General features: G+C 68.6%; 19 protein-coding genes. 7 read left to right on the top strand and 12 right to left on the bottom strand.

Annotated elements, in window-relative coordinates; translation table 11 throughout:
* Positions 1-266 precede the first annotated feature (266 nt).
* The 3 genes from ACH5AO_RS33375 to thyX form a co-directional block, all read right to left on the bottom strand.
* Positions 267-1,952, bottom strand: coding sequence for a ribonuclease J (locus ACH5AO_RS33375; RefSeq protein ID WP_398931279.1), 1,686 nt, complete (start codon positions 1,950-1,952; stop codon positions 267-269).
* 153 nt (positions 1,953-2,105) lie between these two features.
* A complete protein-coding gene (gene dapA, locus ACH5AO_RS33370; protein WP_398931278.1) occupies positions 2,106-3,008 on the bottom strand; it encodes a 4-hydroxy-tetrahydrodipicolinate synthase in 903 nt (300 codons plus the stop codon).
* A 210-nt stretch (positions 3,009-3,218) separates the two neighbouring features.
* A complete protein-coding gene (gene thyX / locus ACH5AO_RS33365; protein ID WP_398931276.1) occupies positions 3,219-3,959 on the bottom strand; it encodes an FAD-dependent thymidylate synthase in 741 nt (246 codons plus the stop codon).
* 211 nt (positions 3,960-4,170) lie between these two features.
* On the opposite strand from thyX, the gene ACH5AO_RS33360 reads away from it, so the two are divergent.
* The gene (locus ACH5AO_RS33360; RefSeq protein WP_398931274.1) at positions 4,171-4,410 is read left to right on the top strand and encodes a hypothetical protein; all 240 of its coding nucleotides are present in this window, start codon (positions 4,171-4,173) and stop codon (positions 4,408-4,410) included.
* 114 nt (positions 4,411-4,524) lie between these two features.
* A complete protein-coding gene (locus ACH5AO_RS33355; RefSeq protein WP_398931272.1) occupies positions 4,525-5,082 on the top strand; it encodes a hypothetical protein in 558 nt (185 codons plus the stop codon).
* A gap of 34 nt (positions 5,083-5,116) precedes the next feature.
* Here ACH5AO_RS33355 and ACH5AO_RS33350 read toward each other — a convergent pair whose 3' ends face one another.
* The 5 genes from ACH5AO_RS33350 to rpsO all read right to left on the bottom strand — a co-directional run bounded on the left by ACH5AO_RS33350 (position 5,117) and on the right by rpsO (position 10,830).
* The gene (locus ACH5AO_RS33350; protein WP_398931271.1) at positions 5,117-5,560 is read right to left on the bottom strand and encodes a hypothetical protein; all 444 of its coding nucleotides are present in this window, start codon (positions 5,558-5,560) and stop codon (positions 5,117-5,119) included.
* 16 nt (positions 5,561-5,576) lie between these two features.
* Positions 5,577-6,329 carry a 4-hydroxy-tetrahydrodipicolinate reductase gene (gene dapB, locus ACH5AO_RS33345; RefSeq protein WP_398931269.1) on the bottom strand — a complete coding sequence of 251 codons (753 nt, stop codon included), beginning with the start codon at positions 6,327-6,329 and terminating at the stop codon, positions 5,577-5,579.
* Positions 6,330-6,579: 250 nt separating this feature from the next.
* Positions 6,580-7,959, bottom strand: coding sequence for a M16 family metallopeptidase (locus tag ACH5AO_RS33340; protein ID WP_398931268.1), 1,380 nt, complete (start codon positions 7,957-7,959; stop codon positions 6,580-6,582).
* Positions 7,956-10,181, bottom strand: a complete 2,226-nt coding sequence (locus tag ACH5AO_RS33335) for a polyribonucleotide nucleotidyltransferase (protein WP_398931266.1) — start codon at positions 10,179-10,181, stop codon at positions 7,956-7,958. Before ACH5AO_RS33335 ends, ACH5AO_RS33340 begins: the two co-directional genes overlap by 4 nt.
* Before the next feature lie 361 nt (positions 10,182-10,542).
* The gene (rpsO, locus tag ACH5AO_RS33330) at positions 10,543-10,830 is read right to left on the bottom strand and encodes a 30S ribosomal protein S15 (protein WP_004924725.1); all 288 of its coding nucleotides are present in this window, start codon (positions 10,828-10,830) and stop codon (positions 10,543-10,545) included.
* 268 nt (positions 10,831-11,098) lie between these two features.
* Between rpsO and ACH5AO_RS33325 the strand changes: the two genes are divergently transcribed.
* The gene (locus ACH5AO_RS33325) at positions 11,099-11,380 is read left to right on the top strand and encodes a DUF397 domain-containing protein (RefSeq protein WP_398931264.1); all 282 of its coding nucleotides are present in this window, start codon (positions 11,099-11,101) and stop codon (positions 11,378-11,380) included.
* Between the two features lie 110 nt (positions 11,381-11,490).
* Here the strand turns inward: ACH5AO_RS33325 and eccD are convergent, their stop codons facing one another.
* Positions 11,491-13,005, bottom strand: coding sequence for a type VII secretion integral membrane protein EccD (gene eccD / locus ACH5AO_RS33320; RefSeq protein WP_398931263.1), 1,515 nt, complete (start codon positions 13,003-13,005; stop codon positions 11,491-11,493).
* Between the two features lie 305 nt (positions 13,006-13,310).
* On the opposite strand from eccD, the gene eccCa reads away from it, so the two are divergent.
* The 4 genes from eccCa to ACH5AO_RS33300 all read left to right on the top strand — a co-directional run bounded on the left by eccCa (position 13,311) and on the right by ACH5AO_RS33300 (position 20,848).
* Positions 13,311-17,294, top strand: a complete 3,984-nt coding sequence (gene eccCa / locus ACH5AO_RS33315; protein ID WP_398931260.1) for a type VII secretion protein EccCa — start codon at positions 13,311-13,313, stop codon at positions 17,292-17,294.
* Between the two features lie 132 nt (positions 17,295-17,426).
* Positions 17,427-17,903 (top strand): hypothetical protein, encoded by a 477-nt coding sequence (locus ACH5AO_RS33310; RefSeq protein ID WP_398931259.1) that lies wholly within the window; start codon positions 17,427-17,429, stop codon positions 17,901-17,903.
* A gap of 17 nt (positions 17,904-17,920) precedes the next feature.
* A complete protein-coding gene (locus ACH5AO_RS33305; protein WP_398931257.1) occupies positions 17,921-20,254 on the top strand; it encodes a hypothetical protein in 2,334 nt (777 codons plus the stop codon).
* Positions 20,255-20,362: 108 nt separating this feature from the next.
* Complete coding sequence (locus ACH5AO_RS33300; protein ID WP_398931255.1) at positions 20,363-20,848, top strand: hypothetical protein; 486 nt, start codon at positions 20,363-20,365, stop codon at positions 20,846-20,848.
* 226 nt (positions 20,849-21,074) lie between these two features.
* Here the strand turns inward: ACH5AO_RS33300 and ACH5AO_RS33295 are convergent, their stop codons facing one another.
* The 3 genes from ACH5AO_RS33295 to ACH5AO_RS33285 form a co-directional block, all read right to left on the bottom strand.
* Complete coding sequence (locus tag ACH5AO_RS33295; RefSeq protein WP_398931253.1) at positions 21,075-21,374, bottom strand: WXG100 family type VII secretion target; 300 nt, start codon at positions 21,372-21,374, stop codon at positions 21,075-21,077.
* Between the two features lie 60 nt (positions 21,375-21,434).
* Positions 21,435-21,782, bottom strand: coding sequence for a WXG100 family type VII secretion target (locus ACH5AO_RS33290; protein ID WP_030834540.1), 348 nt, complete (start codon positions 21,780-21,782; stop codon positions 21,435-21,437).
* A gap of 151 nt (positions 21,783-21,933) precedes the next feature.
* Positions 21,934-23,166, bottom strand: coding sequence for a S8 family serine peptidase (locus ACH5AO_RS33285; protein ID WP_398931250.1), 1,233 nt, complete (start codon positions 23,164-23,166; stop codon positions 21,934-21,936).
* Between the last annotated feature and the right edge of the window lie 23 nt (positions 23,167-23,189).

The following is a 23,189-nucleotide window of genomic DNA, read 5'->3' as shown; positions in this document are numbered from 1 at the left end:
CTTGCGTTTCCGACTCTATCAGATCTTTCCGATCCGATTTCCTCGGTGCTTTCCGGGGTTCCGCTTCCGCGTTTCCCTTTCCGGCGGTTCCGACTTTATCAGAGATTCTGAGTCGGATTTCCCCCTCCCTTGCCGGGCGACGGTTCCGACGTACGAGGTGGTCGGGTGCCCGATCGGGAGGAGTTGTAAACGTACTGGAGCGGGGCGCCCCGATGCAAATCGAGGCGCCCCGCTCCCTGGCCGCTCGGGTGCGGTCCGACGGATCGTCAGACCTCTACCACCACAGGCAGGATCATCGGCCGGCGCCGGTAGGTGTCGGAGACCCACTTGCCCAGGGTGCGGCGGATGAGTTGCTGCAACTGGTGGGGTTCCACGACTCCGTCCTGGGCCGAGCGCTCCAGGACCTCCGTGATCTTCGGGATCACCTCGCCGAAGGCGGAGTCCTCGATGCCGGACCCGCGGGCCTGGACGTGCGGGCCGCCCGTGATCTTGCCGGTGGAGGAGTCCATGACGACGAAGACCGAGATGATGCCCTCGTCACCGAGGATCTTGCGGTCCTTGAGGGCCGGCTCGCCGACGTCACCGACGGAGAGGCCGTCGACGTAGACATAACCCGCCTGGACCTTGCCGGAGATCTTGGCCTTGCCCTCGACGAGGTCGACGGCGACGCCGTCCTCGGCGATGACGATGCGGTCGTGCGGCACGCCGGTCAGGACGCCGAGTTCGGCGTTGGCGCGCAGGTGGCGCCATTCTCCGTGCACCGGCATCAGGTTCTTCGGGCGACAGATGTTGTAGAAGTACAGCAGTTCGCCGGCCGAGGCGTGGCCCGAGACGTGCACCTTGGCGTTGCCCTTGTGGACGACGTTGGCGCCCCAGCGGGTCAGGCCGTTGATCACGCGGTAGACCGCGTTCTCGTTGCCGGGGATGAGCGACGACGCCAGGATCACCGTGTCGCCGTCGACGATGCGGATCTGGTGGTCACGGTTGGCCATGCGGGACAGGGCGGCCATCGGTTCGCCCTGGGAGCCCGTGCAGACCAGGACGACTTCGCTGTCCGGCAGGTCGTCCAGGGTCTTGACGTCCACGACCAGGCCCGGCGGGACCTTGAGGTAGCCGAGGTCGCGGGCGATGCCCATGTTGCGGACCATGGAACGGCCGACGAAGGCGACCCGGCGGCCGTACTCGTGCGCCGCGTCCAGGATCTGCTGGATGCGGTGGACGTGGCTGGCGAAGCTCGCCACGATGATCCGCTTGCGGGCACCGGCGAAGACCTGGCGCAGGACGTTGGAAATGTCGCGCTCGGGCGGGACGAAGCCCGGGACCTCGGCGTTCGTGGAGTCGGCGAGCAGAAGGTCGATGCCTTCCTCGCTGAGTCTGGCGAACGCGTGCAGATCCGTGAGACGGCCGTCCAGCGGGAGCTGGTCCATCTTGAAGTCGCCGGTGTGGACCGCCATGCCGGCGGGCGTGCGGATGGCCACGGCGAGCGCGTCGGGGATGGAGTGGTTGACGGCGATGAACTCGCAGTCGAAGGGGCCGATGCGCTCGCGCTGTCCCTCCGCCACCTGGAGGGTGTACGGGCGGATGCGGTGCTCCTGGAGCTTCGCCTCGATGAGGGCGAGGGTGAGCTTGGAGCCGATCAGCGGGATGTCCGGCTTCTCGCGCAGGAGGAAGGGGACGCCTCCGATGTGGTCCTCGTGGCCATGGGTGAGGACGATGCCCTCGATGTCGTCGAGGCGGTTCCGGATGGACGAGAAGTCCGGCAGGATCAGGTCGATTCCGGGCTGCTCCTCCTCGGGGAAGAGCACTCCGCAGTCGACGATCAGCAGGCGGCCCCCGTACTCGAAGACCGTCATGTTCCGGCCGATCTCGCCGAGACCGCCGAGCGGGGTGACGCGCAGGCCGCCCGCGGGGAGCTGCGGGGGCGGGCCGAGTTCAGGATGCGGATGACTCAAAAGACTCTCCTCAAACACGCGCGCCACGTACCGGTGGGGCACGTGGCGCGCGTGACGTTCGTGCAGAAGCAGTTGTCGGGCGGGGTACGGGCACCGGTGGCCCGCTTATTCAGTTGTGAGGTACATCTGCGCGACCGGGCGCGCGAAGTCTGATTACTGGAGTTGTACCCCGCCGGCGGCAAGATCGATCTTGAGCTGCTCGATCTCTTCCGGCGTGCACTCGGCCATGGGAGCGCGCAGGGGTCCGGCGGGGAGGCCCTTGAGGGCGAGCGCCGCCTTGGTGGTCATCACGCCCTGGGTGCGGAACATGCCCGTGTAGACGGGGAGCAGCCTCTGGTGGATCTCGGTGGCCTTCTGGACGTCTCCGGAGGTGTACGCCTCGACCAGGGCGCGCAGCTCGGGGGTGACGAGGTGGCCGACGACCGAGACGAAGCCGACCGCTCCGATGGAGAGCAGGGGCAGGTTCAGCATGTCGTCGCCGGAGTACCAGGCCAGGCCGGAGCGGGTGATGGCCCAGCCGGCGCGGCCGAGGTCGCCCTTGGCGTCCTTGTTGGCGACGATGCGCGGGTGCTCGGCGAGACGGACGATCGTCTCCGTGCCGATCGGGACGCCGCTGCGGCCGGGGATGTCGTAGAGCATGACCGGCAGTCCGGTGGCGTCGGCGACGGCCGTGAAGTGCCGGTAGAGGCCCTCCTGCGGCGGCTTGTTGTAGTACGGGGTGACCACCAGGAGGCCGTGCGCGCCGGCGCGCTCCGCGGCGCGGGCCAGTTCGATGCTGTGGTGGGTGTCGTTGGTGCCGACTCCGGCCACGACGTGGGCGCGGTCGCCGACCGCCGCCACGACGGCCCGTACGAGATCCGATTTCTCCGCGTCGCTGGTGGTGGGGGACTCGCCGGTGGTGCCGTTGACGATCAGGCCGTCGTTGCCTGCGTCCACCAGGTGGGTGGCGAGCCGCTGTGCGCCGTCGAGGTCGAGTGCGCCGTCCGCCGTGAAGGGCGTGACCATGGCGGTGAGGACCCGCCCGAAGGGGGTCTGCGGAGTGGAGGTCGGAGCCATGGGTTACACGCTACTCGTTGCTCAGGTCGTGGTCTTCCCTCGGGGGAGTCGACGAGGTGAGGGAAAGGGGGGACCCGGCACTGCCTGCTCGGGGGTTCAGGCAGTACCGGGCCCGTTCGATCAGGCTAGATGAACTTCACGAAATGCCGCAATACGGACACCTCGCGAGGCTGAACCGTACACATGTACTCGCAGGCTCGAACCGCGGTCCTACGGGGCCACGCGCCCGTTGGCGTTGAAGGCGGCGTACGTGAGCGGCATGAGACGGGCCCACTCGGCCTCCATCTTCTCGCCGACCATCTCGATCTCCCGCTGCGGGAAGGACGGGACCTTCGCCAGCTCGTGCTGGGTGCGCAGGCCGAGGAAGTGCATCAGTGAGCGGGCGTTGCAGGTGGCGTACATCGACGAGTACAGGCCGACGGGGAGCACCGCGCGGGCGACCTCGCGGGCGACGCCGGCGGCGAGCATCTCCTGGTACGCCTCGTACGCCTGCCGGTAGGAGTCCTCCATGGCTCGGCCGACGAGCTCCTGCTGGGCCGGGGTGCCCTCGACGAAGCGGTACTTGCCGGGGCGGCCCTCCTGGATCAGCTTGCGGGACTCGTCCGGGACGTAGAAGACCGGCTGGAGCTCCCGGTAGCGGCCCGACTCCTCGTTGTACGACCAGCCCACGCGGTGCCGCATGAACTCGCGGAACACGAAGATCGGAGCGCTGATGAGGAAGGTCATCGAGTTGTGCTCGAAGGGGCTGCCGTGCCGGTCCCGCATCAGGTAGTTGATCAGGCCCTTGGAGCGCGCGGGATCCTTGTCCAGCTCGGCCAGGGACTGCTCGCCGACGGTCGAGACGCGGGCGGCGAACAGCACGTCGGCGTCGGACGCGGTGTGCTTGACCAGTTCGACGGTCACATCGCTGCGGAAGTCGGGCTTGAGGTCGTCGGCGGGGGTGTCGGTCACGGCGCGGGGGATCCTTCCATCACGTCTCTCGGGCGGCGCCCACTCTACGGCGCGGCACCGACAGTCGGGCCTTCGGCGCCGGGAGGCGACATACGACGGTGAACGGCGGCGAACTTCTGCGAATTCGGCGAAAGTGGGCACCTCGCGGGGCCGTCGTTCGTCTGTGGTGGTGACAGCGATTCGTTCGACACACGAAGGAGACGTGCACCAGATGTCCGGTCGACGCGAGCCCGTACCGTTCGCCTTTGTCGCCGAGGCCGACAGGTTCCGCAGCAATGTCGCACCGCCGCCCCGTGAGCGGGCCTCCGTCGGTCAGCTGGCCGGGCGCTGGCTGCTGGGGCTCACCCTCGTGGCCGGGCTGGTGGGCTCCCTGGTCGTCGGGATGCCGGCGCTGTCCGCCGATTCCTCGGGGTCGGGGACACAGCAATCACAGGCGGCCGAGGGGCGCTGAGTCACCCCGGATCGTGGCACCGGCTCCGTCCGGACCCCCGAGGGTGGTGACCGGCGGCACGGATCGATAGCCTCACCGGGCACTGCTGACGCATGGATCGAGTGAGGACCCGTCGTGCCCCTGCCCTTCCTGACGGCCGACCGCGCTTTCGACACGGCGGACGATGTCGCCCTGCCGTACGACGACCGGGACCACTGGCGGCGCCCGTACCGTCCCGGTCCGTGGCGGGTGGGGGCGGCGGCGCTCCTGCTGCTGCTCGCGTCGTTCGTGCTGTTCGCGGCGGTGATCATCGCGACGACGGCGACGCCGGCGTCCGCCGGGGCGGTCTTCGCCATCGCCCTGGTCGGCGTCGCCTGTGCGCTGCGGCTGCTGCGCATGGGCGTGTGGGTGAGCTCCCGGGGGCTGCGCCACGTGGCCTTTGTGAGCACGCGTACGACGTCCTGGGAGCAGGTCGTCTCCGTGCGCACGGCGCAGCAGCCGGTGCGCTGGCTGGGGCTGCCCCGGACGGTGCAGGGGCAGGCGCTGGTCCTCGTCCGGCGGGGACGTTCGGCGGAGTCGTCGGTGCCGCTGCTGACCTCGCACAACGCGGACTTCCTGGGGCGGGACCAGTTGGCCTTCGACCGGGCGGCCGACACCGTGGAGGCGTGGGCCGCCGAGTACCGGCGCGACTGAGCGGCTCCGGGCCCCTGCTCCGGGGCCCGTGCGCTCAGTGAGAGGTCTTGTGCAGGGCGATCGCCCGTTGCATCGCCTTGCGCGCGCGAGGGGTGTCGCGGGCGTCGTGGTAGGCGACGGCGAGCCGGAACCAGCTGCGCCAGTCGTCGGGGGCGTCCTCCGTCTCGGCCTTGCGGCGGGCGAAGACCTCGTCGGCCGAGTCACGGTCGATCCGGCCGCTGGGCAGCCGCTTCAGCTCGTCGACGGGCAGGCCGCCCTCGGCGTCGAGCAGGGCGGCGAGCCGGTTGGCGTCGCGGACGAACTCGGTGTTCTTCCACAGGAACCAGACACCGATGACCGGCAGGATCAGCACCGCCACGCCGAAGGTGACGGTGAGGGGCGTGCCCGCTTCGATGAGGAGCACGCCGCGGCTGCCGGCCAGGACGAAGTAGACGACCAGGACGGCGGCCGTGATGGCGTAGGAGATCTTCGCGCGCATGGGGGTCTGCTCGGGCTCAGTTCAGGTCGAGGAAGTGTTCCAGGCCGAAGGTCAGGCCGGGAGTGGTCACCACGCGGCGGGCGCCGAGCAGGATGCCCGGCATGAAGCTGCTGTGGTGCAGGGAGTCGTGGCGGACGGTGAGGGTCTCGCCCTCGCCGCCGAGCAGGACCTCCTGGTGGGCGAGGAGTCCGCGCAGCCGGATCGCGTGCACCGGGACCCCGTCGACGTCGGCGCCGCGGGCGCCGTCGAGGGCGGTGGTCGTGGCGTCCGGGGCGGGCGCGCTGCCGGCCCGGCGGCGGGCCTCGGCGATGAGCTGGGCGGTGCGCGTGGCGGTGCCGCTGGGGGCGTCCACCTTGTTCGGGTGGTGCAGCTCGACGACCTCGACGGATTCGAAGTACGGGGCGGCGATCTGCGCGAACTTCATGGTGAGGACGGCGCCGATGGAGAAGTTCGGCGCGATGAGCACGCCCGTCCCCGGGGACTGCTCCAGCCAGCCCCTCAGCTGCGCGAGGCGGTCGTCGGTCCAGCCGGTGGTGCCGACCACGGCGTGGATGCCGTGGCGCACGCAGAAGTCGAGGTTGCCCATGACCGAGGCGGGGGTGGTCAGCTCCACGGCGACCTGGGCGCCGTTCTCGGCGAGGGTCTCCAGCTTGTCGTCCCGGCCGAGGGCGGCCACCAGTTCCATGTCGTCGGCGGTCTCGACGGCTCGTACCGCCTCGGAACCGATCCGGCCCTTGGCGCCGAGGACCGCCACGCGCAGCTTGCTCATGTTCCTTGTTTCCTTACCGGGAGGGGTCGGGGCCTGTCGTTCGGATCCTGCCGCAGACACGGGGTCCGGTGCGTGCGTCTGCCGCGTTGTGGTCACTCGCCGACTTCCTCACGCTCGGCTTCGCTCGCGTGGGAGGGACCCTCATCACGTCGACTCCCTCCTCCGCCTTGCAGCGGCACGCACCAGACCCCGCTCACCGACGTCGGCAAGGCGCCGCCGGTTTCCTGCGACCTGATCCGGACAACAGACCCTAGGCGACGGCGTCGTGCAGACGGGACGCCTGCTTGTCCTTGAGCGGGCCGATGACCGACAGGGAGGGCCGCCGTCCCAGGACGTCGCGGGCGACCGAGCGGACGTCGTCCGGGGTCACCGAGGCTATCCGGGCCAGCATGTCGTCGACCGACATCTGCTCGCCCCAGCACAGTTCGCTCTTGCCGATACGGTTCATCAGCGCGCCGGTGTCCTCGAGGCCGAGGACGGTGGAGCCCTTCAGCTGGCCGACGGCGCGTTCGATCTCGTCGTCGGGCAGTCCGTGCTCGGCGACCCGGTCGAGTTCGTCGCGGCAGATCTTCAGCACGTCGTGCACCTGGGAGGGCCTGCACCCCGCGTACACGCCGAACAGGCCGCAGTCGGCGAAGCCCGAGGTGTACGAGTACACGCTGTAGGCCAGTCCGCGCTTCTCCCGGACCTCCTGGAAGAGGCGGGACGACATGCCGCCGCCGAGGGCGGTGTTCAGCACGCCCAGGGCCCAGCGCCGCTCGTCGGTGCGGGACAGGCCCGGCATGCCGAGGACGAGGTGGGCCTGTTCCGTCTTGCGGCCGGTGAGCTCGACCCGGCCGGCGGTGCGCAGCGCGCGGCTGCCGCCGCGCGGGGCGACCGGTTCGGCGTCGACGTTCTTGAGGGCGCCGGCCTTCTCGAAGGCGGCCCGGACCTGGCGTACGACCTTGTTGTGGTCGATGTTGCCGGCGCAGGCGACCACGAGGTGGGTCGGGTCGTAGTGCTTCTTGTAGAAGCGGCGGATGCGGTCGGCGGTGAGGGCGTTGACCGTGTCGACCGTGCCGAGGACGGGGCGGCCGAGGGGGTTGTCGCCGAACATGGTGTGCGCGAACAGGTCGTGCACGCAGTCGCTCGGGTCGTCCTCGGTCATGGCGATCTCTTCGAGGATGGCGCCGCGTTCGACGTCGACGTCCTCCTCCTGGATCAGCGAGCCGGTCAGCATGTCGCACACCACGTCGATGGCGAGCGGCAGGTCGGTGTCGAGCACGCGTGCGTAGTAGCACGTGTACTCCTTGGCCGTGAACGCGTTCATCTCGCCGCCGACGGCGTCGAGGGCGGAGGAGATGTCCAGGGCGGACCGGCGGGAGGTGCCCTTGAAGAGCAGGTGCTCCAGGTAGTGGGTGGCGCCGTTCAGGGCCGGGGTCTCGTCGCGGGAGCCGACGTGGGCCCAGATGCCGAAGGTCGCGGAGCGGACCGAGGGCAGGGTCTCGGTGACGATGCGCAGGCCGCCGGGGAGGGTGGTCCTGCGGACCGTACCGATGCCGTTCTCGCCCTTGATCAGGGTTTGGGTACGGGCGACGGCCCGCGCCTCCGAGGAGGTGCGGGCCGTCGCCTTGGAGCTACGGGACGTCACTGGTCGGCGTCGTCCTTCTTGTCGTTGTCGGAGGCGCCCTCTTCGCCCTCGATCACGGGGATCAGGGAGAGCTTGCCGCGGGAGTCGATCTCGGCGATCTCGACCTGGACCTTCTGGCCCACGCCGAGGACGTCCTCGACGTTCTCCACGCGCTTGCCGCCGGCCAGCTTGCGGATCTGCGAGATGTGCAGCAGGCCGTCCTTGCCGGGGAGCAGGGAGACGAACGCGCCGAACGTGGTCGTCTTGACGACCGTGCCCAGGTAGCGCTCGCCGACCTCGGGCATCGTCGGGTTGGCGATGCCGTTGATCGTGGTGCGGGCGGCCTCGGCGGAGGGGCCGTCGGCGGCGCCGATGTAGATGGTGCCGTCGTCCTCGATGGTGATCTCGGCGCCGGTGTCCTCCTGGATCTGGTTGATCATCTTGCCCTTGGGGCCGATGACCTCGCCGATCTTGTCGACCGGGATCTTCACGGTGATGATCCGCGGCGCGTTCGGGGACATCTCGTCCGGCGTGTCGATCGCTTCCATCATCACGTCGAGGATGTGGAGGCGGGCGTCACGGGCCTGCTTGAGGGCGGCGGCCAGGACGGAGGCCGGGATGCCGTCCAGCTTGGTGTCGAGCTGGAGGGCGGTCACGAACTCCTTGGTGCCGGCGACCTTGAAGTCCATGTCGCCGAAGGCGTCCTCCGCACCGAGGATGTCGGTGAGGGTGACGTAGTGCGTCTCGCCCTCGATCTCCTGGGAGATCAGGCCCATGGCGATACCGGCGACGGGGGCCTTCAGCGGCACACCGGCGTTCAGCAGCGACATGGTGGAGGCGCAGACCGAGCCCATCGACGTCGAGCCGTTGGAGCCGAGGGCCTCGGACACCTGGCGGATCGCGTAGGGGAACTCCTCGCGCGTCGGCAGGACCGGGACCAGGGCGCGCTCGGCGAGGGCGCCGTGGCCGATCTCGCGGCGCTTCGGGGAGCCGACGCGGCCGGTCTCGCCGGTGGAGTACGGCGGGAAGTTGTAGTTGTGCATGTAGCGCTTGCGGGTCACCGGGGAGAGGGTGTCCAGCTGCTGCTCCATGCGGAGCATGTTGAGGGTGGTGACGCCCAGGATCTGGGTCTCGCCACGCTCGAACAGCGCCGAGCCGTGCACGCGCGGGATGGCCTCGACCTCGGCGGCCAGGGTGCGGATGTCGGTGACACCGCGGCCGTCGATGCGCTTCTTCTCCTTGATGACGCGCTCACGGACCAGGGACTTGGTCAGCGAGCGGTACGCGGCGGAGATCTCCTTCTCGCGGCCCTCGAACTCCGGCAGGAGCTTCTCGGCGGCGAGCGCCTTGACGCGGTCCAGCTCGGCCTCGCGCTCCTGCTTGCCGGCGATGGTCAGCGCGGAGGCGAGCTCCGGCTTGACGGCGGCGGTGAGGGCCTCGAGGACGTCGTCCTGGTAGTCCAGGAAGATCGGGAACTCGCCGGTGGGCTTGGCGGCCTTGGCGGCGAGGTCGGCCTGGGCCCGGCAGAGCACCTTGATGAAGGGCTTCGCGGCCTCCAGACCGGCGGCGACGACCTCCTCGGTCGGCGCCTCGGCGCCGCCCTCGACCAGCTTGATGGTCTTCTCGGTGGCCTCGGCCTCGACCATCATGATTGCGACGTCGCCGTCCTCCAGGGTGCGGCCCGCGACGACCATGTCGAAGACGGCGTCCTCGAGCTCGGTGTGCGTCGGGAACGCCACCCACTGGCCGTTGATCAGCGCGACGCGGACGCCGCCGATCGGGCCGGAGAAGGGCAGGCCGGCCAGCTGGGTGGACGCGGAGGCGGCGTTGATCGCCACGACGTCGTACAGGTGGTCGGGGTTGAGCGCCATGATGGTGGCGACGACCTGGATCTCGTTGCGCAGGCCCTTCTTGAAGGACGGGCGCAGCGGGCGGTCGATGAGGCGGCAGGTGAGGATGGCGTCCTCGGAGGGCCGGCCCTCGCGGCGGAAGAAGGAGCCGGGGATGCGGCCCGCGGCGTACATCCGCTCCTCGACGTCCACCGTGAGGGGGAAGAAGTCGAGCTGGTCCTTGGGGTTCTTGGAGGCGGTGGTGGCCGACAGCACCATGGTGTCGTCGTCCAGGTAGGCCACGGCGGAGCCGGCGGCCTGGCGGGCCAGGCGGCCCGTCTCGAAGCGGATGGTGCGGGTGCCGAAGGAGCCGTTGTCGATGACGGCCTCGGCGTAGTGGGTCTCGTTCTCCACTAGCGTTTTCTCCGTTACTTTGTCGTCTTTCGTCCCGCCTCGCCCGTGTGGCGGGGGGACGGGGACGGAGAAGCGCTCCACTGGTGCGGGCCGGTCTTCGATCGAAGCTCCCGGGGTTCACTCTCCGGGGGCCACTACCGAGGACCGGCGGCGGCGAGGTGCGCTTCTCCTCGTGCGTCGTGACGTCCGATGACGTCGGTCGGCGGTGCCCTGGGGACCGCATACCCATGCGGTGCGGGGCATCACACCGAGTCGTGTCTCTTGCGTTGTGCTACCACACTACAAAGGCGCGGTGACACTCCGCACGTACAGCAAAGGGAGCGGTCCCCTTTCTCCAGGGAACCGCTCCCTTCACGGCGTCTTACTTGGCGCCCGCCGCACCGCGGCGGATGCCGAGGCGGTCGACCAGCGCACGGAAGCGCTGGATGTCCTTCTTGGCGAGGTACTGCAGCAGCCGGCGGCGCTGGCCGACCAGGATGAGCAGACCACGACGGGAGTGGTGGTCGTGCTTGTGGGTCTTGAGGTGCTCCGTCAGGTCGGAGATCCGACGGGAGAGCAGAGCGACCTGGACCTCGGGGGAGCCGGTGTCACCCTCCTTGGTACCGAACTCGGAGATGATCTGCTTCTTCACTGCGGCGTCGAGCGACACGCGTACTCCTCATGGTCTGTGAGTGGCCACCGAGTGCCCCCGGTCTTCGTCTCGGGGGGTCTTCCATGACTCGGAAGGCGGGGATCCGCTGGGCGCGACCTCCAGGGCGAACTCGCTCCGGGGGCGCGTACACAAACGGCCGTCGCTCAGGATAGCAGCCGGTGACGGGTGCCTCTCCCCCGGTCCGCCGAACCGGCCGGACCGGACGTCGTGGGCCACTAGGGTGAGCATCCGGATCGTTCGTACGTCGGGAAGGGGTCGCTGCGGCATGGCGGAGACGGCTGAGGAGATCAAGGCACGCAAGGAGCGGGAGAGGGACGAGCTCTACGCCCTCGACATCTCCGGTGTCGAGTGGCACGGCGCGCCGGGCACCGAGGAGCACGAGGAGCGGGTCGAGATCGCGTACCTGCCCGGTGGTGCCGTGGCCATGCGGTCCTCGCTCGACCCGGACACCGTGCTGCGGTACACGGAGGCGGAGTGGCGGGCCTTCGTGCTGGGCGCGCGGGACGGGGAGTTCGACCTGGAGCCGGCGGGCCCCGAGGCGGAGTGACCGCTCCGCGACACCCGGTGGAAGGCGCCCGCGCGTGCGCGTTCCACCGGGCTTCGTACGCCGGAGTTCCACCGGGTGTCGCGCGTCGGCGCCCTGCCGGGCGTCGCGCGTCAGCCGGTCATCGACCGCACCGACGCGTACACGTCGAAGACGGCGAGCGCCAGCGGCACCAGCGTCAGCAGCACGAAGCCCTCGGCGATCTCCATGAACCGGCCCCAGAAGGGCGTGACCCCGCGACGGGGGACGATCAGACCGATGGCGGTGACCAGGGCGACGGTCACGGCCACGGCCGCCGTCAGCCACACGCTGCGGATGTCGAGGGCGGTGGTGTCGCCCTGGAGCGCGTCGCGCCAGTCGTGCGCCGGAGGGTTCATCGCCAGCCCCAGACCGAGGAAGACCAGGCAGAGGAGTCCGGCCGCCAGCACGGGGGCGACCTGGGCGGTGTACCGGAACAGCTGGGCCCGCATCAGCATCGCGACGCCGGTGGCCAGGGCGAGGAGTTGCGCCCAGACGCCGCCGGAGAAGCCGAGGACGATCGACGCGCCCACGGCGACGAACGCGCATCCGCCGACGAGTCCGACGAGGAGTTCGTGGCCACGACGGGCCTGGGCGAGGATGCGCTCGGTGTCGACGGGTTCCGGAGCGTCCTGCTCCTCCGTCAGGTAGGCACCGCGCGACGCGCTGGGCGGTTCGAAGCCGATGGGCAGCCGCGCGAAGCGCACGGACAGGCCCGGCAGGAAGGCGAGGGCGCACACCGCCAGGGGCGCACACACGGCGGCCGTCTCCGTGGGCTCCAGCCGCGTCAGCATCGCGAGGAACGTCGTGAGCAGGCCGATCGCGGAAGCGAGGAGGAAGGCCACGAACGGGCTGTCGCCGCCCGGCGACACCAGGGCGAGGACGACGGAGGCGACCAGCACCGCCGCGCACGCCAGGAGGAACTGGAGCCGCCCGATGCCCTGGCCCTCCGCGAGCGGCAGCAGTCCCGAGCCGGCCACGGCGACGTTGGGCAGGGCACCCAGCCCGAGGGCGACCGCGGAGCCGCGGTCGTCGTACACGCGTGCGCGGACGCACGCGAAGGTGATCAGCAGGACCCCGGTGACCGCGGCGAGGATGCCCTGCAGACCGTGCATGTCGTGGCGGACCTGGGAGCTCCAGGCCACGAACGCCAGCAGCGCCGGAAGGACACCGCCCGCCACGAGGCCGGCGACGCGGGTGAGATCGCCGTCCCACAGGGTGCGGTCGCGGGTGACGGCGGATGCCACCGCCTCCGACACGTCGTCGAAGACCGCGGGGGGCAGCGACTCGGAGAACGGGCGCAGCGTGAGCAGTTCGCCGTCCAGGATGCGCTGGGCCGCGAAGGATCGGGCGCTGTCGAGAACGGTCCCGTCGCGGCGTACCAGGTGGTAGCCGACCGGTGCCCCCTCGGCGGGACTCTGCTGGGAGAACCGAAGGATCTCCGGGTACAGGTCGGCGACCGGCACGTCGTCCGGCAGCGCCACGTCGACGCGGCTGTCGGGGGCCACGATGGTGACCCGGCAGAAGCCGAGCCCCGTGCCTGCCCTGGACGGGGCTCCGGTGCCCGGTCCGCCGGCCGTGCCGGCCGGCGCGGAGGCCGTCGTACTCACCTGTTGTTCCCCCTCGTCGGTACTGTGGACCCGCGCGTACCGTCGCGCGCGGTCCCTGGGCGGTGCTCTCGTCCGATCCGCCCGCCGGCCGGCCTGTCCGGGCCCGGGCCGACGGACCACGCGTGTGCCGCACGTCGCGCGGGGCACCGACTTCGGCGGCCGATTCGCAACTGCTCACACGTCTGACGGCACCCTACCGCTCACCACCGTCGGCGGCTGTCAGTAGGATCGCGCAGCGCGATCAATGTTCGCCGAACACGGGACGGCGGGCGGAACGGATCCGTTCGGCAAGGGAATTGGTGCGAGTGAGTCACATCGTCGTCAAACGTCCGCCACGTGCGCTGCCGAAGGACGTGCCCACGAACGAAGTCGTGCTGCAACCGCCTCCGGAGCTGCCGCGCGGCCAGCAGGAGGGCGCTCTGATGCAACTCCTGCCCATGCTCGGCATGGGCGGGTCCGTGGTGTTCTTCTTCAATCCGCAGGCCCAGCCGTTCATGAAGATCATGGGCATGGTGATGGTGGCCTCCACCGTCGCCATGGGCATCGCGATGCTGGTGCGCTACCGACGCGGCAACCAGGGGCAGCTGGCGGACATGCGCCGGGACTACCTCCGCTACCTGTCGCAGGTCCGGCTCACCACCCAGGAGACCGCGAAGGCCCAGCGTGACGCCCAGTACTACCTGCATCCTTCACCGGAGCAATTGTGGGCCCTGGTCGCCGAGGGCAGCCGGGTCTGGGAACGGCGTTCGGGCGACGCGGACTTCGGGCAGGTCCGGGTGGGCCTGGGCCCGCAGGCCCTGGCCACTCCCCTGGTTCCGCCGGAGACCGCTCCGGTGGATCAGCTGGAGCCGCTGACCGCCGGGGCCATGCAGCGCTTCGTGGCCACCCACGGCACCCTCGACGCCCTCCCGATGGCGATATCCCTGCGCGCCTTCTACCACGTGACGCTCAGCGGCGACCCGAAGAGCGTGCGCGGCACGGCCCGTGCCGTCACCGCCTCCCTGGCCTCGCTGCACTCCCCCGACGACCTGGTCCTCGCCATCGCCACCGGGAACGAGTCGGCACCCGAATGGGAGTGGGCCAAGTGGCTGCCCCACGCGCAGTCCCCGACGGCCGCGGACGGCGCCGGCAGCATGCGCCTCGTCACGACCGACCCGGTGGAGCTGGAGGAGCTGCTCTCGACCCGTCTCCAGGGCCGTCCGCGCTTCCACCCGGGCGGGCCGCCGGTCCCCGAGCAGCCGCACCTGGTCGTCGTCCTCGACGGCGTCTCGCTGCCGCCGACGTCGCTGCTGGCGAGTCCGGAGGGCCTGCAGGGCGTGACGGTGCTGGAGGTGGTGCCGGGCAACCTCACCGCCGGACGCGGTGACCTCTCCGTCGTCGTCCGCCCGAAGGAGCTGCGCCTCGAGTCGGCGCACGGCATGGTCTACGAGGGCACGTCCGAGGGGCTCTCGTACGAGGCGGCGGAGGCCCTGGCCCGGCAGCTCGCCCCCCTGCGCATGGCGTCGGGCGGGGACAACGACGAACCGCTCCTGTCCAACCTGGAGTTCACCGACCTGCTGAACCTGGGTGACGCCGCGGCGGTGGACCCGCGACGGACCTGGCGGCCGCGCTCGCAGTCCGAGCGGCTCCGGGTGCCGATCGGCGTCGGCGAGGACGGCCGGCCCGTGATGCTCGATCTGAAGGAGGCGGCGCAGGAGGGCATGGGCCCCCACGGCCTGTGCGTCGGCGCGACCGGTTCCGGCAAGTCGGAGCTGCTGCGCACCCTGGTGCTCGGCCTCGCCGTGACCCACTCCTCCGAGACCCTCAACTTCGTGCTGGCGGACTTCAAGGGCGGCGCCACCTTCGCGGGCATGGCCCAGCTGCCGCACGTGGCGGCCGTGATCACCAACCTCGCCGACGACCTCACCCTCGTCGACCGGATGGGCGACTCCATCCGCGGTGAGCTCAACCGGCGCCAGGAGATGCTCCGCGACGCGGGCAACTACGCCAACATCCACGCCTACGAGAAGGCCCGCGCCGCCGGTGCCCCGCTGCAGCCGATCCCGTCCCTCGTGCTCGTGATCGACGAGTTCAGCGAGCTGCTCACCGCGAAGCCGGACTTCATCGAGATGTTCGTGCAGATCGGCCGCATCGGCCGGTCGCTGGGCGTGCACCTGCTGCTCGCCTCGCAGCGCCTCGAGGAGGGCCGGCTGCGCGGGCTCGAGACCTATCTGTCGTACCGGATCGGTCTGCGCACGTTCTCGGCGGCCGAGTCGCGGGCGGCCCTCGGCGTCCCGGACGCCTATGAGCTGCCGAACGTCCCCGGCTCGGGTTTCCTGAAGTTCGGTACGGACGAGATGGTGCGCTTCAAGGCCGCGTACGTCTCCGGTGTGTACCGCTCGGGCGCCGACCGGGCAGCGTCGTACGACGGCCCCCTGCCCGTCGACCGCCGGCCCGTGCTGTTCACGGCCTCGCGGGTTCCGGTGCGGTACGTGGCGGTTCCGCGACAGCGCGACGCTGCCGACGGCGCGACGGACGGCGAGACGGACGACGCGCTGGCCGACACCGTCCTCGACGTCGTCGTGCGGCGCCTGGAGGCGCAGGGACCGGCGGCGCACCAGGTGTGGCTGCCCCCGCTGGACAGCCCGCCGTCGCTCGACGCGCTGCTGCCCGGCCTCACCGAGGTGCCCGGCCGCGGCCTGACCCAGCCCGGCTACGAGGGCGCGGGCCGGCTCGTCATCCCGGTCGGCCTCGTCGACAAGCCGTACGAACAGCGCCGTGACCCCTTGTGGGTGGACTTCGGCGGCGCGGCCGGCCACATGCAGATCCTGGGCGGTCCGCAGTCCGGGAAGTCGACGCTGCTGCGCTCGATCATCGCGTCCTTCGCGCTCACCCACACCCCCCACGAAGTGCAGTTCTACGGGCTGGACTTCGGTGGCGGCGGCCTGTCCGCCGTGGCGGGGCTGCCGCACGTGGGCGGTGTGGCGTCACGCCTGGACCCCGAGAAGGTACGGCGTACGGCGGCCGAGGTGTACGGCGTCATGACGCGCCGCGAGGAGTACTTCCGTACGGCGGGCATCTCCTCGATCGCCGAGTTCCGTACCCGCCGTGCGCGGGGCGACATCTCCGTGACCGACCAGCCCTGGGGTGACGTCTTCCTGGTCATCGACGGCTGGGGGAACTTCCGCACGGACTACGACGCGCTGGAACCGATCGTGCTGGACATCGCGACCCGCGGCCTCGGTTACGGCATCCACCTGATCCTCACCGCTTCCCGCTCCATGGAGGTCCGCGGCAACCTCAAGGACCAGTTGATGAACCGCCTGGAGCTGCGGCTCGGTGATCCCATGGACTCCGAGTTCGACCGCAAGGTCGCGGCCAACGTGCCGACGGGGGTGCCCGGCCGCGGCCAGACCCCGCAGAAGCAGCACTTCATGGCCGCGGTGCCGCGGATGGACGGCCTGTCCTCCGACACGGACCTCGCGGAGGCGACCCAGGCGCTCGGGACCGAGGTGGCCCGGCACTGGCAGCAGCCCGGTGCTCCGGCGGTGCGCCTGCTGCCGAGGGAGTTCCCGGCCCACCAGCTTCCCCCGGGCGACCGGTTCCCCCGTCAGGGGATCTCCTTCGCGCTCGACGAGGACAACCTGGAACCGGTGTTCGTCGACTTCGAGCAGGATCCCTTCTTCCTGATCTTCGGAGAGAGCGAGTCCGGCAAGTCGAACCTGCTGAAGCTGCTCATCCGGCGCTTGACCGAGCGCTACGACGGCGACACCTGCAAGCTGTTCGTCATCGACAACCGGCGTTCCCTGCTGGGCGTGACCCCGCCCTCGCACCTGGCCGAGTACGTCCCCATGTCGAACCAGATGCAGCACCACATGGACGCGCTCGCCGAACTGATGCAGCGGCGCACACCGACCGCGGACGTCACGCCGCAGCAGCTGCGTGACCGCAGTTGGTGGCGGGGGCCGACGGTCTACATCGTCATCGACGACTTCGACCTGGTGGCCACGTCGAGCGGCAACCCCCTGGCCGGCCTGACCGAGATGCTCCCCCTCGCCCGGGACGTCGGCGTGCGCTTCATCATCGCCCGTTCCACCGCGGGCGCGAGCCGCTCCGGATACGAGCCCTTCATGCAGCGGCTGAAGGAACTCGGCGCACAGGGCGTGGTCCTCAGTGGCGATCCGGCCGAGGGCGATCTGCTGGGCGGCGTACGTCCGCGTCCGATGCCTCCGGGGCGGGGCGTGTTCGTCTCCCGGCGGCGGGGGCGGCCGTTGGTGCAGACGGGGTTGGTGGCGGAGGAGGCTTTCTGACCGGTAGCGGCCGTCTCCGGTCCGGTGGGGCCGGAGACTGGCCGAGGACGTCCGCGCGGCTCCTCCCGAAGGCGCCGCGCGGAGGAGAACCGACAGGCCGTGTCCTGCTGACAGCAGTGGAGGAGTGGACCCATGGCGTGGGACGAGTGGGAACAGCTGAAGGCTCGGGCTGCCGACCGGCAGTCGACGCACATGCGGGTGAACCAGGCGCCTGCTCAGGGGCCGGGCGCCGGCGGCAAGCCCGACCTGGTCGTACAGCAGGACGACCTCGGCGCGGTGGGGCATGACGCGTTCGTCCTGCACGCCGACCTCGTGAAGAAGGTGGACATCGCCGGTGCCGGTATGAACTCCGACCATGCCGGTTCCACGCACCAGGCGGCGTCGGCGCTGTCGAAGTCCAACTTCACCATGGGTGACGAGCTCATGACGACGCTGACGGTCTGGGAGAGCCAGGTGAAGGCGGTCCGTCAGGCATGTGCCCACATCTCGAACCACCTGGACTTCAGCAAGAAGCGGCACGCCGACGACGATGCCGAGATCGCCGCCGTCATCAAGAACCGCAACGGGTCCGCGGTGCCCGCCTCGGAGCTCGGCAAGTACTTCAAGTAGCACGGGGGAGCTCAGGCATGTCCATCACCTACAACGACCTGATGCAGGTCGACCTCGGCAGGCTGGGGACCGCGGTATCGGACTGGAAGAAGGCGGTCACCAACCTGAGACAGCTCGAGACCGACGCACGTGACGGCCTCAAGAAGAAGTCCGACCGCGCACGCTGGGAAGGTGTGAACGCCGGCGTCACACGGGGGTTCGTGGACAAGACCGCCAAGGAGTTCGCGGACCTCCACACGGAGGCCAATAGCATTTTCCAGGTCCTGGACGACGCTCACCGTGAATTGGAAGCGTTGCAGAAGAGCGTCAGGACACTCACCAACGAGGCCAAGGGCAAGGGCTACACCGTCCAGGACAACGGCAACGGAACGGTGAGTGTGGGCGTCCAGCCCCAATCCGGCGCCGATGCGAAGGACGGCAAGGACGACACGAAGCAGGACCGGCAGCGCTACGCCGACTCCATCACGGGAAAGATCGCGCACGCCAACGACATCGACCTCTCCACCAAGCTGGCGCTCAAGCGGGCGCACGGGAGCGACCCGCACAACGCCGGTCACGCGAAGTACGGTTCACTCGATGACGCGCAGGTCGAACGGGCGCTGGAACTCGCCAAGAGGCGCGAGGACATGACCGACCGTGAACTCGCCGAGCTGAACAGGTTGCTGCGCCACAACGGACGTGAGAAGGACGGCGAGTTCGCGACCGAGTTCTTCGAGGGTCTGGGCGGACCGAGGCAGACGCTCGAGTTCTACGCGGCCATGTCGATCGACGGCACCAATGGGGACGCCTCGAAGACCCGCCTGGCCGGCGTGCAGGACCTGCAGAAGTACATGGGCCACGCCCTGGCCAACGCGACCGACCCCTACACCCCACAGAGCGTCAAGGGCGACCGGCAACATCTGCCCTCGTGGTGGGGGGCGGAGTTCCGCAAGCTGGGCACCCAGGAGATCGAGTGGGAACGGGGCATGTGGAGCAAGCCCTACGGCTACCAGGTCCTGGGCGGCCTGCTCCGTTACGGGAACTACGACCCGGCGTTCCTGACCCCCATCGCGGAGCACATCACCCAACTCCACCAGGACGATCCGCACCGCTTCGTGTCCAGCAGGCCCGGCACCAGCGACGACCGTTACGGGTTCAACCCTTCCGGAAAGCTCGGCAGCGGCAACGATCCGCTGAACAGCGTGCTCGAGGCGCTCGGACACAGTCCCGAGGCGGCCGAGCGGTTCTTCACGGAGAAGCCCACGGCGTACAACGAGGACGGCACGGTCAAGTCCGGTGAGAAGACGGACTTCAAGTCCTACCTCGACCTTTTCACCAAGAAGGACTTCGAGTGGACGATCGACACGAACAGCCATCACGTCCTCGCGGATGAGGAGGCGGCGAAGAACGCGCTCAACTTCGGGCCGAACGCCCTCGGCCACGCGCTGGAGGCCGCCGCGACGGGCCACCCGTACGACAGCAGCACGATCGACCCCTCGGTCAAGCACAGCGAGGCTCAGGCGAAGCTGGTCCACGACATCGTGGAGAAGTTCTCCAAGAATCCGGACCTGCTGACGCACAACATGAACGGGGACCTGGGGGAGGAGAAGACCGGCCCGCTCCACGCACTGCGGGACAGTCTGGGCAACATCTCGGCGGACTATATCGGCGACTTCCAGCGGTCGATGTACATGGAGAGCGCCGACAGCAAGACCTTCCCGGTCAACGGAGCGGCCGCCGATCTCGGGTACGGGGACGCGCAGAAGTTCCTGGGTCTGGTCGGGCAGGATCCGGATGCGTACAACGCGATCACCTCCGCGCAGCAGGCGTACACGGCGAACGTGGTGCAGGAGTTCCTGAAGGTGGAGGGGAAGGATCTGACCGCGGAGGACGGTGCGCGCGTCGGGGACCTGGTGGCACCGGGGGCCGCCATCGCAGGCATCATGAGCAACTCGCGGGCCGATGCGATCTACGACTACCACACGGCCGAGAACAAGGAATTCAACGAGGCCGCGGCCGACAACGCGAAGTGGGTCAACCGGATCGTGGGGCTGGGGACAGGGGCCATTCCCGCCCCCTTCTCCGTCGTGGGAGAACCGGTCAATTGGCTGGCCGAGGATGTGACCGAAAGCGTCCTGAAGAGCATTAACAAGGACACAACGGACGAGGCAGAGCTCAGTGCGGGGAAGGAATACTCGGAAGGAAGAAAGGCAGCAATGGATGCATCCGCGGTAGCCGTCACCACCTACTTCTCACATCACGAAGAAGTTGATGCAAAAACCAGAGAGGCCATCGAGCGAGCCGTTCGCACTCAAGCGGGCGTAAGTCATTCCGATGGCGCTCAGTGGAATTCCTCGGGCGACGGTACGTAAAACCACTCCGGCAGTTGATCCGCCACCCGATCATCTGCTCTCTACAGGTCGGGGAAGAATAGGAGAAGGAGATGATCCTTGCAACCTAAGCGACTTTTCATTGCCGCCATGCTCGCAATGATGCTCACAGCGTGTGATTCATCGAGCAAGGGACTCTCGTATCCCGCCCCGGACAACATCTGCGGGATCCCCGCCGACAAGGAAGTCCTGGAATCCCTACTCGACGACGGCGACAAACTGGAGCAGGACACGGGCCCCTTCAGCCTTACCGAGGGCCAGTTCTGCCACATGTACGTAGACGGAAACGACTCCGTAGTCAGCGACGGGAACTGGCACGAAAGCGGATACAAACTGCGCGACCTTTTCCAGGACTACGAGGTGAAAGACTTTCGCTACTTTAAGGGGAATGCATACGCCTCATGGCATCGCGGGGTAGCAACGGTGATCCCGTGCCCTGGAGTCAGCGAGGAAGGCGACGTCGTATCCGTGGAAGTCAAAGACATGAGGTGGAACAAAGGGACGCAAGCCCTGCTGGAGAAACTCGCCCCCTCCTATTTCGACGCTTACAAGAAGAAGCTCGGCTGCCAGTCCTGAGAGCCCGCTTCAAAGGCGCTCCTGGACAAGAAGTCGACTTTGTCGCTCGTCGCACGATGACGTATGTGGCACCAACACCAGTAAGCACGTGAGGCCCCTCGGCCGGATCTCTCTTTTGCAAGATCGTTCCTGCCAGGGGCCTTACGGCTGTACGGGCTGGGGGACGGCGGTGCCCCCGATCCGATCCGGCGGTCATGACGAGTGACGGCCGGTTACGGGAAAGGGATCACTGCAGGTACCGGGACGCCGCCAGGTCGCCTTCCATGTACGTACCGCCGGACGAACCCACGACATGTCCGATGCCCATCAGGGCCTGGTGGATGTCGCTGGCCTCCTTGTCCCAGCGCCGCAGCTTCTCGTCGAAGGTGTCCTGCGCCTTACCCGTCCAGTACTGCTTGCTGTTGACCACCATCTGCCGGAGCTGCTGGAGGTCCTCCTCGAGCTGCTTCGCCTCGTTGGCGATGGTGGTCGCCGCGACGTCGAGACCGTCATAGCCGACTTGCAGTCCCTCGTTGTTACGGCTCATCTCTGTCTACCTCGTCTCGCTCGTGTGTGCTGTTGACCGATTACCGGGAATTCCGCCGGCTCAGAACGAGCTGAACGGGGACGACTGCACCGTGGGGGCGCCGTCCAGGACGTTGATCTTGTTCACGGAGGCGCGGACTTCGTCTTCCTTGCTGTCCTTGATGTTGCGCGCCGTGGTCATCGCGTCGATGACGTCGGCGAGGACGCGACCCATGTTCTGCAGGGACGTGTTGATCTCGTACTGCTTGGTGTCGAACGCGGCACGACCGATGCCGTGCCACTGGCCCTCGAGGCTGTCGATCACACCCTGGAGGCTGCGCACCCGCTTCCGGATGTTCTCGAACTTCTCGTACATGTCCTTCTGCAGCTTGACTACTGCTGCATCTTCGAGTTTCTGGTCGACGGCCATGGTCAGCCGGCCCTCCCTGTCTCTGTTCTGGATTCCAACTGGTGTGGCTCAGTGGTTTACGGCGGTGATACGACGGCTCCCACCCGGTTCGGCCCTTCAGTCTTCCGGTCTTCTCGAGCCGGGCGGGTACGAGCGGGCGGCGGAGCTGGTGTCAGCGTGCGCGTCGTGCGCGCACCACCCCGAAGGCGATCCCGCCGATCACGATCACCGCCGCGGCGGCACCCAAGGCGATCCACAGCGTGTTGCTGTCGTCCGACAACTCCGCGGACACGGTCTCCGTCTTCGATCCTGCTCCGGCCGCCTTGTCCGCGGAAGTGGACCCCGCGCCCTGTGACGTGCCTGTTGCAGACGGGGAGGGAGCTGCCGAGGACGGCGCGATCTCCGTCACCAGCTTCTCCCCATCCTTCTTGTTCCACTTGCCAAGCGGATCGGAGTAGGGGTCGCCAGCGTCGTAGTCCGGGTCCGCGAGCACCGTGCGCGGCCGGATGGTTCCGTATCCGGACTTCTGCGTCGGCTTGTCCTTCGCCCACTTGCGGCCCGCGGTGTCGATCAGTGCGCGGGTGACCTGGTTAGCGGTCCAGTCGGGGTGTGCGGACCAGATGAGGGCGGCGGCAGCTGCGGTGATGGCGGTGGCCTGGCTTGTGCCCTGGAGGTCGTGGCAGTAGGTAGTGAAATCAGGTTGGCAGTATGCCGGGATGTTTTCCCCTGGAGCCACAAGGTCAACGTACTGCCCGTAGGAGGAAAAATCCGACACTCTGCTGGACTCATCAATGGACGAGACACCCAGGACATATGGGTAGGCCGCCGGATAATCGATGAATTCTTCACCATCGTTTCCCACGGCAGCAATCAACAGCTTGCCCTTTGAAGCGGCGTATTTAATCGCCGCTTCAATCTCAGGGTAAGGAGTACTTGAGCCGAATGACATACTGACGATCTGTGCGTCGGTGTCTGCAACAGCTCGGAGGGCTTCCAGCTGCATAGCAGTATTCTGCCTCTCCTCACCGTCCTTCTGTTCCTTCATCTGGATCCGATACGGAACGATTTTCGCTCCGGGGGCAAGTCCCTGGATACCACCGTTCGCTCCTGTACCGGCGATCAGTTCGGCCATAGTCGTTCCATGACCGCTGTAGTCGTCAGTGGCGCCGTAAGCAACGCTCTCGGGGACCTCATCGGCGAGGACTTGACCCTTGAGTGAATCCGTATGGGGATTGACTCCGGAGTCGATGACCGCGACCTTGATGCCCTTGCCCGTGCTGACCTTCCACATCTGCTCGGCCTGCATGGGTTCCAAGTACCACTGCTCCGACTGGACATCGGCGGCAGTTGCACCCGGGGCGAACGCCACGCTCGCCGTGACCAGGGCGCTCACGACGGCGCCCATGGCACGTACGCGTCGCCCTCGAC

Origin of the sequence: Streptomyces sp. NPDC018964 (genome assembly GCF_044390325.1) — a bacterium.
In the GTDB taxonomy this organism is placed as follows: domain Bacteria; phylum Actinomycetota; class Actinomycetes; order Streptomycetales; family Streptomycetaceae; genus Streptomyces.
This window is presented reverse-complemented; position numbering and strand designations above follow the sequence as displayed.